Annotated in this window: 11 protein-coding genes; 2 read left to right on the top strand and 9 right to left on the bottom strand. The window is 71.8% G+C overall.

Annotated elements, in window-relative coordinates; translation table 11 throughout:
• Positions 1-9 precede the first annotated feature (9 nt).
• The 9 genes from F7R91_RS34280 to F7R91_RS34240 all read right to left on the bottom strand — a co-directional run bounded on the left by F7R91_RS34280 (position 10) and on the right by F7R91_RS34240 (position 7,904).
• Positions 10-318: a hypothetical protein gene (locus F7R91_RS34280; RefSeq protein ID WP_150956127.1), complete on the bottom strand. Its 309-nt coding sequence runs from the start codon at positions 316-318 to the stop codon at positions 10-12.
• The gene (locus F7R91_RS34275; RefSeq protein WP_150956124.1) at positions 311-877 is read right to left on the bottom strand and encodes a YbaB/EbfC family nucleoid-associated protein; all 567 of its coding nucleotides are present in this window, start codon (positions 875-877) and stop codon (positions 311-313) included. Before F7R91_RS34275 ends, F7R91_RS34280 begins: the two co-directional genes overlap by 8 nt.
• Positions 878-926: 49 nt before the next feature.
• Positions 927-3,113, bottom strand: coding sequence for a hypothetical protein (locus tag F7R91_RS34270; RefSeq protein WP_150956121.1), 2,187 nt, complete (start codon positions 3,111-3,113; stop codon positions 927-929).
• A 40-nt stretch (positions 3,114-3,153) separates the two neighbouring features.
• Complete coding sequence (locus tag F7R91_RS34265; protein WP_150956118.1) at positions 3,154-3,579, bottom strand: hypothetical protein; 426 nt, start codon at positions 3,577-3,579, stop codon at positions 3,154-3,156.
• 151 nt (positions 3,580-3,730) lie between these two features.
• Positions 3,731-4,027 carry a WXG100 family type VII secretion target gene (locus F7R91_RS34260; protein ID WP_150956115.1) on the bottom strand — a complete coding sequence of 99 codons (297 nt, stop codon included), beginning with the start codon at positions 4,025-4,027 and terminating at the stop codon, positions 3,731-3,733.
• A gap of 64 nt (positions 4,028-4,091) precedes the next feature.
• Positions 4,092-4,427 carry a hypothetical protein gene (locus tag F7R91_RS34255; RefSeq protein WP_150956112.1) on the bottom strand — a complete coding sequence of 112 codons (336 nt, stop codon included), beginning with the start codon at positions 4,425-4,427 and terminating at the stop codon, positions 4,092-4,094.
• A gap of 106 nt (positions 4,428-4,533) precedes the next feature.
• Complete coding sequence (gene eccB, locus F7R91_RS34250) at positions 4,534-5,991, bottom strand: type VII secretion protein EccB (protein WP_150956109.1); 1,458 nt, start codon at positions 5,989-5,991, stop codon at positions 4,534-4,536.
• A 58-nt stretch (positions 5,992-6,049) separates the two neighbouring features.
• Positions 6,050-7,429, bottom strand: coding sequence for a type VII secretion integral membrane protein EccD (gene eccD / locus F7R91_RS34245; protein ID WP_150956106.1), 1,380 nt, complete (start codon positions 7,427-7,429; stop codon positions 6,050-6,052).
• A gap of 82 nt (positions 7,430-7,511) precedes the next feature.
• Positions 7,512-7,904 (bottom strand): hypothetical protein, encoded by a 393-nt coding sequence (locus F7R91_RS34240; RefSeq protein ID WP_150956103.1) that lies wholly within the window; start codon positions 7,902-7,904, stop codon positions 7,512-7,514.
• A 183-nt stretch (positions 7,905-8,087) separates the two neighbouring features.
• On the opposite strand from F7R91_RS34240, the gene eccCa reads away from it, so the two are divergent.
• Together eccCa and F7R91_RS34230 are read left to right on the top strand one after the other, a co-directional pair.
• Complete coding sequence (eccCa, locus tag F7R91_RS34235; protein ID WP_456243074.1) at positions 8,088-12,149, top strand: type VII secretion protein EccCa; 4,062 nt, start codon at positions 8,088-8,090, stop codon at positions 12,147-12,149.
• Positions 12,146-14,524 (top strand): hypothetical protein, encoded by a 2,379-nt coding sequence (locus tag F7R91_RS34230; RefSeq protein ID WP_150956099.1) that lies wholly within the window; start codon positions 12,146-12,148, stop codon positions 14,522-14,524. The genes eccCa and F7R91_RS34230 overlap by 4 nt, the downstream gene beginning before the upstream one ends.
• Positions 14,525-14,662 lie beyond the last annotated feature (138 nt).

Genomic DNA, 14,662 nt, shown 5'->3' with positions numbered 1-14,662 from the left:
CGCCCGGCCTCAGAAGCCGTTCGACTGGTTTCCGGCCTCCTCGTCCGCGTTGGCCATGATGTCGGCTGTCTTGTGCCCGGCGTCCACGACCAAGCCCAGCCGCTTGTTGACGTAGTCCAGGGTCTCGGTCAGGCTCACGGTGGGCTTGTCGACCTGCTGGTGGTAGGTCTTGCCGATCTCGTCCTGACCCGCGGACTCCTTGTTGATCTTGTTGATCTGGATGATCGCCCGGCTGAGGTCGGTGAGGCAGCGCTGGTAGTCGTCGTAGTGGGCGAACTTGTTCTTGAGGTCGCTCAGGACCTTCAGGTCGTCAGCCACTGAACTGCTCCTGCTTTCCGGTGGGGATGCGGCTCTCGGCCTCGGCCGCGAACTCCTCCTGCTTCGTTTTCTGTTCACCGGCGCGGCCGACCGTCGTGTCCTCCTCGGCGGCGAACTCCTCCTGCTTGGCCGCCTTGAACTCGCCCAGGGTCTCCTCCAGGTCGAAGGACGGGGCCATCGACCGCAGCGGCTTGAGGAGTTCGTCCATCTCGACGGGGGTGCCGGCGAGCCCTGTCACGCTGCGCAGGTGTCCGCTGAAGTCCTGGAACCCCTTGATGTGTTCGATGACCTGGCGGCCCATCGCGGCCCGCGCCTCGTTGAGGACGGTGACGAGGGCGGTGGCCAGTTCCGCCGGCGCCATCGACTGGTACGCCTTGGTGTGGAAGGTCATCGAGACCACCTGGCCCTGGGGGCCGACCGTCACCGACACCATGTGGTCCTTGGAGGTGGCGGACGCGGTCGCCGCGTCCAGTTCGCGTTTGGCCGCGAGCATCTTGTCCCGCTGGTCGTGCAGGGCCGACATCGCGTCGTTGATGATGCCGTCGAAGTCGATGGCCATGGGCCGCCTTTCGTGAGAGGGGAAGAGGTGTGTCGCACGCGGGTGGGTGTCAGCGGCCGATGACCCCGCTGACGGAGCCGGTGTCGGTGCCCCAGGTGTCCTCGTCCTCGGTGAGCCAGGTGGTGCGCTGCCGGTCCTTGCCCTGGTTGGGCTGGGCGCCGCCGGCCGCGCCGGGGTTCATCGGCGGCATCATGGGGGGATACGCGCTCTGCGTGCCGCCGCCCGTACCGCCGGACGCGTGCGTCCCGCCGGTGTCCCCGCCGGCCGAGGCGGTGGCGCCGGCGGCCGTCTCGGGAAGCCCGGCGGAGCGCGCCGCCCGGTCGCCGAACAGGGTGGTGCCGCCGGTCCCCGAGCCGGTGAAGTTCTTCGAGCCGCTCCCCGTGCCGCCGCTTCCGCGTCCGAAGTGGTCCAGGAGTCTGCCGTCGGTGCCGGCCGGACCGCCGCTGGTCGTGGTGTGCGGTGTGGGGCGGGAGGTGAGGGCGTGCTCGGAGTTCGTCAGCAGCTGGTACGCGCGGCTGAGGGGCTTGCCGTTCGCGTCGACGACGACGCCGTCCTTGATCGTGGCGCCCTTGGGCAGCGCGTACGGGTTGCCGTTGGAGTCGAGTACCGGCTTGCCCTTGGCGTCGACCACGGTGCCGTCCGGGAGGATCTTCGCATCCTCGGGGAGCAGGATCTGGTCGTAGTTGGACCCCGGCAGACCCTTGCCCGGCAGGTCGTCGGGGGTGGGCTGCGGCTGTCCCACCTTGGCGCCGGGCGGGGCGACGACCTGCTTGCCGTTCGACCCCAGGACCGGCTTGCCGTTCTTGTCGTAGACCTTGCCGTCCTTGCCGATGCGGGAGCCCGGCGGCAGCAGGACGGGCTGGCCGTCCGCGCCCAGGACCGGCTTGCCGTTCTTGTCGAGCAGCGGGGCGCCGCCGCCCGACGAGCCGGACCCGGGCAGGGTGCTCGGCGGCTGGTACCCCGGCCCGCCGCCCTTCCCGCTGCCGGGGAGGAAGTCGGGAAGCCCGGACTTCGGACCGCCCGTGCCGCCGCCGGTCCCCCCTCCGATGCCGCCGTCGCCGTCCGACCCGCCCTTTCCGATGCCTTCGATGTCTCCGGCACCTCCACCCGTGCCGCCCCCGCCCTTTCCGGGGGGAGCTTCGGGGTCCGGGCCCGCGCCGCCGCCGGTAGGCATCTGGAAACGGGGCTGATAGACGCCCTCGCGCAGTGATCCTCCGAGCGCCAGGTACGCGGTGTCCAGCGCGCTCATGTATTTCTGCGCCGCGTCGTCGAGTGTCTTCAGTTTCTCCAGCCACGTCTTCTTGGCGGCGATTTCGACGCCGTCGAGCCAGAATTTCTGGGTGACGTCGGATCCACTGTTGTCGACGACCTTCGGGTTCTCGGGGTAGTAGTAGCCTGTGCCGTTGTTGCCGGCACTCTGGTACCTCCACGTGAAGGTGCACGTGGCGCTGGACATGACCGCTTCGAACGCGTCACGCATGCGCCACACCGGGCTGGCGTCGTGGCCCATCTCCTGTGAGCCCGGCGGCCACCACCACTGGTCAAGCGCGTTGTACATCCCGAGGAGAGAGGTGCTGAGCTGCTGCTTGGCGTCGGCGATGAGCTTCTCGTAGCCACTCTTGCCAGAGAAGTCGAACGTGTCCGGATAGCCGGTGGCGTCCGCCGCGGGTATGGGCTGGGCAAGGTCGAGCTGGACCTTGCTCATCTCTATGTGGACGATGTCGAGGAACTTCCTGAAAGCTCCGGCCGCGCTGCCCTTCCACTCGCTCTCGTCGGCGTCGACCCCCTCCTCCCAGCGCTTGAGGATTGGGACCCACTTCGCCAGCCAGGAGTGGGCACCGTGGATCACGTCCGCCGCGGAGTCGAAGGAGGGGAGGCTGACGGCTCCCGAACTGTGCGTGCTAGAGAACAGCAGGTTCCCGATGGCCCTGCGGGAGTCGGCCTGGAACAGGTTGTACTTGGACTGGGTGTTGTCCAGGACGTTCTTCCAGTCCAGGTTGAACCCGATCACGCAGGAAAGGTCCGACCAGCCGTGCGGGTTTTCCCCGTGGGTGAGGGGGATGATGTGAGAGACGTCGTACTTTGCGGCCAGGGACGTGCCGTCGCCGGTCACGATCTCGACGTGGACGGTGTCTTGGGACACCCACTTCTCGGACGTTGCCGCCTCGCGGGTCGTCAGCGTGTTGGTGTCGGGCAGAAGGACCTTGATGGCCTGTTCCCAGGTGAAGGTTGCCATGGGTGCTCGGGAATCCCTTCCGGAGGCGTCGGCGTTCGCGCTACTTGCCGGTCGGGGCGGGGTTGCCGGTGCCCGTGCCGGTGCCCGAGCCGGCGTTCCGCTGGATGTCGTTGAGGATCTCCCACATCTCGGTGACGTCGACGGACTCGTCGTCGGAGTTCTGGAAGGTCTGCTTGACGAACATCAGGTCGAGGTTGGCCGACTTGGCGATCTTGCGGAATGCTTCCAGCGCGCTGTTCAGCTCCTTGCACAGCGACGCGAACCCCTCCTGCACGGACAGGGCGCTGGGCAGTTCCTTGACGTTCCCCACCAGGAGCTTGCTGTCGCCGGTGCCCTTCTCCCAGGAGAGCAGGGCCATCACGGACGGGTCCTGGAAGTCCCTGAGCAGCGTGTCGAACTTCCACGCGTAGTCGCGCAGCACGTCGTCCGTGATCGACGTGACCTTCTCGTCCTTCTGGGTCCCCATGAGTGCTCTCCTGCCGAAATCTCGGTCGTCCGTCGTCCGGGTCGTCCGCCACGGAGAACGGAAGCCCCCCACACCGGGGTTCAGACCGGCCCGGGAACCACGGAACCCGGCGCACCGGCGAAGGGCGGCGGGCCGGGTTCCGGGGAAGTGCTCAGCGCTGGAAGTGGTAGGCGCTTCTGCGGTCGCCGTTGCGGATGATGTTGTGGGCGTCCGCCAGCAGGTCCGCGCCCTTGTCGAACTGATGCGACAGGTTGGCGTCCAGACTGTGCACGGCCTGCTTGAACTCCGCGAACTCCTTGGCCGCCTCACCGGTGAACTCGGACCGGATGGCTTCGAGGCGCGCCATGACGGCGTCCAGGGCCGAGTCCATGGTGGCGGCGACCTGCTTCATATGGGCATTGGCGTCTTCGAGTTCGCCATGCTTGATGTCCATGTCCATGTCGCTCATGCGCGTTCCTTACGGAGGAGAGGAAGAAGGGGGAGGCGGGGGAGAGGGGAGCCGTCGCCCGGGGTCACTTGCCGAGAATGTCGTAGACGTCGCCGGTCCACAGGTCCATGTTGGCGTCCGCCTCACCGGCGGTGTCCGTCATGACCTTGCTGGTGATGCCGACGGCCTCCAGGAGGTCCTTGTACTCGGCCATCACCGTGCGGTAACCGCGCTGCCAGTTCTCGATCTTCGCGATGAACTTGGTTCCGGCGGTGGACCGCATGCTCTGCGCGACCTGCCGCGCGATGTCCTCGGACTCGGTGTAGGCCCGCTCCATCGTGCTGAGGTGCTCATCCAGTTCGTTGATGGTCCTGGTGAGTACCGCTGACGAAACCTTGAGGCCGGGGGAAGTGTCGGACACCTGATCTCCTTGGATCGTACGGTCGGTTGGGTTCCCGACAGAGGGAACGGGCCGTTCACGGCGCGGGGTTCACCGCCGCTCGGCGGCCGTCGCGGTTCTTCGCGTTCTACGACTTCGCACCGGGGCAGACCGGAGCCGGAACGCCCACCGTCGCGTCGACCACCCCCGCCGCCGCCAGCGCCGACGGATCCAGGGCCGGCCCCGACGGCAGCATGGTCAGCAGCGTCGCGGGCACCCCCATCGCCGTCGCGCCCGCGTAGCCGAGGGCTTTCACGGACTCCGGTGTCGGCAGCGGGTACTTCACACCGTTGTCCGCGACCAGGTATGTCGCCCCGGCCGCGCCCGCCCCGGACAGCGCCCGCACCAGCGCGCCGCCCCCGGGTCGCACCGAGACCAGGTCCGCCATGCCGCACGCCGCCGTCACGCCCGGCTGGGGCGTCACCGGCCGGCCCGCGACCGCCGCCGCGTCGGTCACGGTCACCAGGGTGCCGGGCCCGCCGTCCGCCGAGGGCCGCACCGCCGTGCACACGCCCTGCCCGGCACCCGGCTCCACCAGCTTCGGCGGCGTCGCCGGAAGGCCCGCGTTCGGCAGAGTCCCGGCCGGCGCCGAGTGGGCGGCCAGATCGGCGGCGCCCACCGCCACGGCGGTCGCCGGCGCCCCTGCGTAAGCCTCGCGCTGCGTGCGCGGGTCGCCGCGCAGCAGCTCGAAATGGGTGCGGTCGAGCGCCGCCAGGCCCTTGAGGGTCAGGACGTACGGTTCGCCGTCCGGGCCCGTGAAGAGCTGGCCGATCCTGGTCTCCCGCCCGGCCAGAGCGGGACCGGCCGTGCCACGCCCCGCGATCTCCGGCAGGGCCAGATCGGGGCCCGCGGGAAGGGAATTGAGGTAGGACGCCGCCACCGGGAACGGGGTGGCCCTGCCGTAGCCGAGCGCCGTACCCGTGCCCGCGCCCAACCGGAGCCGCCTCCCCTGCCACAGCACGTGCTCGGTGCCGTCCGAGTCGGTCACCAGGACCCCCTGACCGGGGCCCAGCGCCCGACCCGCGCCCGCCGAGCCGACGGCCACCGCGACCACCGGGCCGGGCCGCCCCGACGCCGTGGCCTGGATCAGACCGCACACCAGCCAGTCGTCCCGGTCCAGCGCGGACGCGGCCGGAAGCCCGTCCGGCGCGCCCACGATCCCCACCGGCCCGCCGCGCGGCACCGCCCCGAGCGAGCTCAGGCCGACCTGCGTGACGGTCATCTTGTCCCCGGCCACGAGCCGGGCACTGGCCTGGTTGAGCACCGGCCGCAGCTCCCCGCCGACGAACAGGTACCGGGCGCCCGTCTCCTTGACGACCACCAGGGTCCCCGGCTTGGCCCAGCCCGTCGCGCCGCCCGGCTTGATCGCTCCGTACAGGCCCATGACCAGGGCGATGATCACGGCGATGAACAGTCCGGAACGCACCCCTCGGGTGGTCCGCCGGGGCGCGAGGTCCAGCGCGTCGGGCTCGCCCCGCAGCATCCCGGCCCCGAGCCTGCTCATCACGAACAGGTGGGCCTGTACCTGGTCGCGTCTGGACTGCATGTGAACTCCTCGGTGGGAAAGGTACGTCGGGGGCCGGGCGTGTTCGCGGGCGCGCCGCTCAACCGTTGAGCGCGCGCGCCCACGCGAACACCCCGGCCTCGGTCAGCGCCAGCGGGATCAGGCTGAGCGCCAGCGCACTGTGCAGCAGGTCGGCGGCCCGCCCCCAGTACGGCAGCAGTCGCCGCCCCGGCAACGTCCACGAGATGATCGCGAGCGCCGCGGCGGCCGCCACCAGGCCCGTCAGCAGACCCAGCCGGCCCGTCGGGCCGAAAGAGAGCGCCCACCCGGTCGCGAGCAGGGTGAGCCCGTACACGCCAGGCAGGATCAGGGCCAGGCGCTGCCACCGGGAGCCGACCTCCCGGACGTGCAGGATCAGCAGCAGCGACAGCACGGCGGCCAGCGCCGCCGCGGCCCAGCCGGGCGCGGGCGCCAGCAGCGTGAGGCAGGCGGCGCACACCGCGCCGGTCACCCCATGGAAGGCGGTCAGATAGCCGTCGGCCACGGCGCTGCGGTCCACGACGTCCTGCGCCGGGTACGGCTCGATGTCCTCCTGCAACTCCGCGGCCCGGCGCGGCAGTGCGGGGAGCTTCAGCCCCGAGAGCCGAAAGGCGAAGCCGGGCAGGAACGCCCCGAACGCCACCACGAGCACGGCCAGCGCCCCCGCCGTCTCCGAGGCCGAGAGCCCCGCCAGGACGAGCGCCCCCGCCGCCGACGCGGTGACCGAGGTGACGAGCAGCCCGAGGAACAAGGGCGTCGAACAGGCCACGGACGCCAGCGCCAGGACCGACGCACCGGCCGCCGCCGAACCGCCCGCGAGCAGCCGGGCGGCCGTCAGGTCGCTCCCCCCGGCCGGCAGCAGCGCCCCGCTCAGCGCCAGATAGGGCACCGCCGCCGTACCGAGCGCCGTACCCGCCCCCGCGTCGCCCACAGCCCGTGCGGCGCTGCCCGCGCCGAGCAGCAGCAGGCCCCCGATGCCGGCCGCCGCGACCACCCGCAGCGAACCGAGCCCGCCGGAGAGGGCCAGGAGGGCGAAACCGCCCGCCAGCGCGAGCAGCGCGACGCCGAGGGCCATGTGGTGGGTGAGGGCGGGGTGCCAGCCGCCGCCGCGCCGCTCCAGCCCGGACGCCACGCCGTCGACGATGTCGTCGAAGTGCACCTCCGGCAGCGCCTCGCGGCGCATCCGCAGGTAGAGACGCTCGCCGTCGCGCAGCCCCAGGGCCTCCGCCGCCCGCTCCTCGTCCAGCGGCTCCTCACCGAGCCGCTGGAGCACCCATCCGCCCGCCTCGACGGCCCTCTCGTCCAGGTCGTCGCCGCAGTAGCCGACGATGGTCGGCAACAGATCCGCCAGGGGCACGTCGGCCGGTACGGAGAGCTCCACCACCTTGTGCGGCCCGTGGAACCTCAACCGGCACAGCCCCGCCGCCGCGCTACCGCTCACTGTCCGCGTGTCCTTCCTGCTGTCCCGCCGAGGCCGGAACGCCCTCGGCGGACAGGGGAACGGAAGCGCCCCGGCAGCGGGTTCAGCCGCCCGCACGCGGCTCGCCCCGCAGCTCCCGCACGAGCGCCTCGACGCCCTCCTCGCCGTACCGCGCCACGAGCACGGCCGCCAGCTCGGCCACCGACCGCCGCTCGCTCCCGCTCCAGCGGGCCGCCGACGGATGCTCGTCGACCACGAGCGTGCGTGCGATCAGCCGTGCCTCCGGTTCCGGCGCGTCGGCCCCGCAAACGGGCCCGAGCAGCCGGGCGAGCACGTCCGCCACCTCGGACGCGGGGGCCTCCGGCACGTCCAGCCCGGTGATGGCCCCGCCGAGTGGATCCCCGTCCTCAGGGCAGACGTCCGACAGCCACCCGCGCAGCAGCGCCCGCATCTCGCACCCCTCATCGTCCTCGTCGTTCTCGTAGTACACGCGCACGCCGTTCCCCGTTCCCTGTTCCTCGGCTCCCTCCTCGCCGCTGTGGTCAACGCGCCTGCCCGCCGCCGGGGTTCACCCGAAGTCACCGTACGGACGCGGTGAACCGTTCCGTACCTCCCATCCGTTCCCGACTGACGAGGAAACCGCACGGAATCGGCCGCCAGGCGTGAGGAGCGTTGTTCGTTGACCGTGGTGCAAGTCAACCGCCCGCCGCGGCGGCCGGGTCCCGAGATGCCGGACGGCGAGATCCAGCTCCAGGAGCCCCCCGGCCTGCCCGAGAAGCAGAACGGCCTGGGCACCATCATCACCATGGTGCCGATGGCGCTGTCCTCGCTCTCCATGGTCTTCATCTTCCTGCGCCCCAACGGCGGCTTGATGACGTACATCGCCATGGGCACCATGGCCGTGTCCGCGATCGGCATGGTCGTCACCCAGATCATGCGCGGCAACGCCGACCGCAAGCAGGAACTGACCGGCGAACGCCGCGACTACCTGCGCTACCTGTCACAGATGCGGCAGCAGGTGCGCAAGGAGATCCTCCGCCAGCAGGAGGCTCTGGCCTGGCGCCACCCCGACCCGGCCGAACTGCCCTTCCTGGTACGGACCTCGCGCCTGTGGGAACGACGCTCCTCCCACCCCGACTTCAGCGACGTACGGATCGCGCTGGGCTCCCAGCGCCTCGCCGTGCGCCTCGCCCCGCTCGCCACCAAACCGGTCGAGGACCTCGAACCGCTCAGCGCCCACGCGCTGCGCCGCTTCATCCACGCGTACGGCTCCGTCGCCGACCAGCCCGTCGCCATCCATCTGCGCGGCTTCGCCCACGTCCTGATCCGCACCGGCGCTGACGCCGGCTCCTCGGCCGCCGCTGAGACCACCCGGACCGAGGGCGAGGCCGGGGCCGGCCCCGACGACGACCGGTCCCGCGCCCTGGTCCGCGCGATCCTCGCCCAGATGGCCACCTTCCACGCCCCCGACGAACTGCGTATCGCGGTCGTCGCAGCGCCCGACCGGCGCACCCACTGGGAATGGACCAAGTGGCTCCCGCACGCCCTGCACCCCCACGAGACCGACGGCGCCGGGCCGCTGCGGCTCGTCGCCGGAACCATCGGCGAACTGGAGCAGCTGCTCGGTGAGGAGTTCGGCGCCCGGCCGCCCTACGAGCCCGACGCCACCCCCAGCCGCGACGAGCCGTACACCGTCGTCGTACTCGACGGGGCCGTCTTCACCGCCCCCCATCGCGCCGCGCTCGGCGGCTACCGCAATGCCACCGTCATCGACGTCGGCTCCACCCTGGAGTGGAAACACGGCCGACTCACCCTCCGGCTGCGGATCACCGGCACCCCCGACGACCCCGGCACCCTGGAGATGGTCGGCGCCGACCGCAACCGCAAGGACGAGATCACCCGGCTCGGTGTCCCCGACGGCCTCACCCCCGCCGCCACCACCCGGCTGGCCGCCGCCATGGCCCCGTACCGGCTCGGCGACAGTGTCGACGCGGGTGAACCCCTGGAGACCGACTTCGATCTGGCCGGCCTGCTCGGCATCCCCGACCTGTACGGCTTCGACGCCAAGGAGCAATGGGCGCGGCGCAACCAGTCCAACAAGCTCCGGGTTCCGCTCGGCCTCGGCCCCGACGGCACCCCCATCGACCTCGACATCAAGGAATCCGCCCAGGGCGGCATGGGCCCGCACGGCATGCTGATCGGTGCCACCGGCTCCGGCAAGTCCGAACTGCTGCGCACCCTCGTCCTCGCCCTGGCCCTGACCCACTCCTCGGAGATCCTCAACTTCGTCCTCGTCGACTTCAAGGGCGGCGCCACCTTCCTCGGCCTGGACGGCCTGCCCCACACCTCCGCCGTCATCACCAACCTCGCCGACGAGGCCGACCTGGTCGACCGCATGCGCGACGCGCTGCACGGCGAGATGATCCGCCGCCAGGAACTGCTGCGCGCCGCCGGGAACTACGCCTCCCTCCTGGAGTACGAGAGCGCCCGTGCCACCGGCACTCCGCTGGACCCGCTGCCCACCCTCTTCGTCGTCGTCGACGAGTTCTCCGAACTGCTCTCGGCCCACCGCGACTTCATGGATCTGTTCGTCATGATCGGCCGACTCGGCCGCTCCCTCGGCGTCCACCTGCTGCTCGCCTCCCAACGCCTCGACGAAGGACGCGTGCACCAGCTGGAGTCCCACCTGTCGTACCGGATCGGTCTGCGGACCTTCTCCGCCATGGAGTCCAGGGGTGTTCTGGGCGTCCCCGACGCCTACCAGCTCCCCTCCCAGCCCGGCAACGGCTACCTGCGCAGCGACATCTCCACCCTCACCCGCTTCAAGGCCGCCTACGTCTCCGGCACCTACCGGCCCAAGCGCCGCCCGGCCGCCCGGCGTTCGGTGATCGAGGGCCAGGTCGTCGCCCTCGGCACCGACTACGTGGCCCCGCGCGTGCTGCCCGCCGCCCCCGACCCGGACGAGGAGACCGCGGCCGAGGAGACTCGGACGCTCCTCGACATCGCCGCCGAACGCCTGGTCGACGCCGGTCCCCCCGCATACCAGGTGTGGCTGCCGCCCCTCGACGTGCCGCCGACCCTGGACGAACTGCTGCCCCCGATCGGACCCGACCCCGAACACGGCTTCACCGCCGGGGGCGAGGAGCGCGGCACGCTCAAAGTCCCCGTCGGTGTCGTGGACAAGCCATTCCAGCAGGTCCGCGACCTGCTCGTGGCCGACCTCGGCGGCGCCGACGGCCACATCGGCATCGCCGGCGCCCCGCAGTCCGGCAAGTCCACCCTCATCCGCACCCTGATGACGGCGCTCTCCCTCACCCACACCCCGGCCGAAGTGCAGTTCTACTGCCTGGACTTCGGCGGCGGCGCCCTGTCGAGCCTGCGCAGCCTGCCGCACGTCGGCGGGGTCACCGGCCGGCACGACCCGGACCGGGTCGTCCGGACCGTCGCCGAGGTCAACGCGGTCATCACCCGCCGCGAGAAGTACTTCGCCGAACTCGGCGTCGACTCCGTCGCCGCCTTCCGTCGCAAGAAGGCGGCGGGCGAACTCCCCGACGACCCGCATGGAGACGTGTTCCTGGTCATCGACGGCTGGAACACGCTGCGCCAGGATTTCATGGACCTGGTCCAGCCCCTCACCCTCATTTCCCAGCGCGGACTCAACTACGGCGTCCATCTGTTCGTCGGCACCACCCGCTGGGGCGAGATCACCGGCGCCCTCCGCGACCAGCTGCAGACCCGCTTCGAACTGCGCCTGGGCGACGCCGTGGACTCGGTCGTCAACATGCGGGCGGCGGCCAAAGTCCCCAAGATGCCCGGCCGCGGCCTGACCGCCGACCAGATGCACTTCCTGTGCGCGCTGCCCCGCATGGACGGCGTCGGCTCCGTCCACGACCTCGGCGAGGGCGTCGCCGACCTGGTCGACGTCGTCGCCGACCACTGGACCGGCCCGCGCGCCCCCGAGGTCCGGATGCTTCCCCTCGTCCTCGACGCCGCCGACCTCCCCGAGCCCCACGGCTCCCTGCGGATCCCGCTCGGTCTGGAGGAGAACGACGTCCAGCCGCTGTGGCACGACTTCTCCCAGGACCCGCACCTGATCGTCGTCGGCGACAGCGAGACCGGCAAGACCAACCTGCTCAAGCACATCGCCACCCAGATCATGCGCGCCTACACCTCCGACCAGGGCCGCCTGATGCTGGCCGACTTCCGCCGCGAGATGTACGAGACCGTGCCTGAGGAGTACCGCCTCGGCTACGCGGTCTCCGCGGACCCGCTGCGCCAGATGATCACCGGCGCGGGCAAAGCGATCGCCAACCGCGTCCCGGCCGCCGACATCACCCCGGACCGGCTCCGGCTGCGCGATTGGTGGAGCGGCCCGGAACTCTTCGTACTCGTAGACGACTACGACCTGGTCAACGGCTCGCTGTCGGCCCACCCCTTCGCGGCCGTCCTCGACAACCTTGCCCAGGGCGCGGAGATCGGCCTGCACATCATCGTCGCCCGCTCCGCCAACGGCGCCGGCCGCGGGCTGTCCGACCCGCTCCTGCGCAAGCTCCAGGACGTCAACACTCCGGCCGTCCTGCTGTCCTGCCCGCCCACCGAGGGTCATCTCTTCGGCAGCACGAAGCCGAAGGTGCTGCCCACCGGACGCGCGCTGCACATCACCCGCCGCCGCACGGTGCAACTCCAGACCCCGCTGCTCGACCCCGACGGCCGCACCGCGCAGAACGGACACCCCGGATGACCACGTCCGCCCCCGCATCGGGCACGCACCCCGTCGGCCCGCACATGGTGATCGCGTCCGAGGAGACGGCTGCCGCCCTGACGCCCGTGCTGAGCGGGCTGCCCCCGCTGCCCGGTGCGCTCCTGGTGCTGGCCGCAGCGCCGGACGCAGCACCGGTCCTCCGCCGCGCCCTGCCGGACCTGGTGGCCCTCGCCGGGGAGCGCGGCGCGACCCGCCTGGTGCTCGCCGCTTCGGGCCTGGCCGCGCGGGGCCCCGGCGGCGGCCGCCCGGTGCAGGGGGTCGCCAAGGCGGCGGACTTCACGGTGGTCGCCCCGGACGGCGTGGTCAGCGTCGAACCGGACGGCACGCTGCGCCTCGCGGAAACGGGCACCTGGTGGCTTTCGGAACCTGGGGAGGAACCGTACGAACTGGGCCCGGGGTGGCCTCCGGCGGAACCGCAGGCCCAGGAGCCGTGGGAGTCGGAGGAGCGGGAAGAAGAGGAGCAGGAAGAAGAGGACCCGGAGGCGGAGGCCCCGGAGGCGGAGGAGCCGCTCCCACCCCCCGCGCCGCCCGTTCCCGTTGTGGCGGAGTCCCAGGGCGGCGCGCACGCAATCGGAGCGACGCCGACCGGGGAGCCGGGGGAGGATCCGGCGGAGGACAGCCGCGCGGTTCCGGGTGGAATCTGGCTGGGAGAACCGCCCAAGGCGGTCGAGCCGCTGATCGGCGTCGGCCCGGACACCTTCCTCCTGGGTGTGGGAACACCGGCCCGCCCCGCGCTGCCCGCCGCCGAACTCCTGGACCGGGTACCGGCGGATGCCGCCGGCGCGCGACACCTCCTCCTGGCCGCGCCGTGGGCCGACCCGTCCGACCTCGTCGTCATGGCGGTGGCCCTCGCGGACCGCCTCGACCGTACGGTGCGGGCGGCGATCGGCCTGCCCGTACGGACGATCGACGACCACGCCACCACGTTCCTCGACGGACAGGGCACGCCAACCTGGCAGCCCCTCCTGGTGGAACTCGCTGCCTCGCCCGTACACGACCGCGTGGTGCCGTCCGCGTGGCTGCGGCTGTCCGGCCCGGAGGCGACGGCCCCGGCGTCGTACGCGTGCGCGGACCTGGAGGGCTGGCGCATCGAACTCGTCCCGGCGGGACTCTGGCTGCGCCCGGCGGACCGGGCTCCGGACGCGCGCCCCCGTACGGTGCGCCCCGACCCGGCCGGCCCGATCCTGATCGTGGGCGACGGGGAACGACCCGTCGGTCCCGAGGTCCGGCGGGCACTGCCCGGAGTACTGGCCGCGCTGCCGGACCTGGGCGCGACGGAGCCGTGCGGACTGCTGCTCCACGGTTACGCGTCCGAAGAGGAGCAGCCCCGTTCCTGGGCGGGGGAACTGGACCTGCGCTGGCTGGGCCGTACGAACTCCCGCCCGGCGCCGGCGCCCGAGCCCGCCCCCCAACCCCGTACCGGACCGGTCCCGCCCCGGACCGCGAACGAAGCGATCACCGAGGCGCAGGCTCCGACCCCGGCACGCGTTGCGACTCCCACCTTGTCCCCGAGTCCGGCCCCGGCTCCGCAGGAGGCGCAGCCCGCGATGAGGGAGGCTCCCGGCACCTCACCGATGCCCGTCCCCCCGTCGAAACCGGGCGGCGGCAGCGGCCCGGACGATCGAGCGGCTCTCCGGGAACTCCTGGGCGAGAAGTACCACATCCTCGCCAGCAAGGCGGAGCTGCTGGCCTCCCGGCTGCCTTCGCTGCGCTCCACGGCGCAGGACGGCCTCAAGCCGGACATGGTCGCCATCGCCCTGTACCAGGCCGACGCTCCCGACTTGGGGTCCCGCTCGGGACTGGCCGAGGCCGCGCGGGCGGCCGCGCCCGGCCCCTTCACCCCGCTACTGCGCTGCCTGGAATCAGGTCTGCGCCGCCTGCCGGGGCACTACGGGGCGGTCATGCTCGCGGCCCCGGCAGAGCGGGTGCCGCTGGACCGGTACGTGCCGGGCACGGTTCTCGTCGAGCCCGCAGCGGTGGCGGCCGTCCCGGCGTGCGACGCGGAGCTGGAGGGCGCGGTCGAATTCGGAATCTGGTCCACCACCGGCCGCCGCACGTCCGTCTTCCTCGGGACGGACGACGAACCGGAGGTGGTGTTCCCTCCGGGCACGGCCTTCTCCGTCCTGGCTCTCCACTTGGCGGAGGACGAAACGGCGCCGATCCGCGTCCTGCTCCGCGAGATCTCGTCCGCGGAGACCGACGGCGCGGACGACCGCTTCCGCAAACGCGACGAGCAGGCCCGTACCCGCCTGAGCGAATGGTTCGAGCGCAGGGACATGCTGGAATCCCACGACCGCCGCGCCCTCCCGGACGCGACCCGCTTTCATGTGGCCCCCGGAGCGGTCCTGGAGTGAGGCGAATCTCCGGTTCTGTGGAGAGGATGTGCTCATGGGTACCTGGGCCAAGGGAGTGCTGACTACGGGACGGGCGGCCACCGGAGGACGGCTCCCAGGTACGGGCGGGTTGGGGATGGCGACTCGGCGGGCAGTGGG

The organism is Streptomyces luteolifulvus (assembly GCF_008806595.1).
Taxonomy (GTDB): domain Bacteria; phylum Actinomycetota; class Actinomycetes; order Streptomycetales; family Streptomycetaceae; genus Streptomyces; species Streptomyces luteolifulvus.
This window is presented reverse-complemented; position numbering and strand designations above follow the sequence as displayed.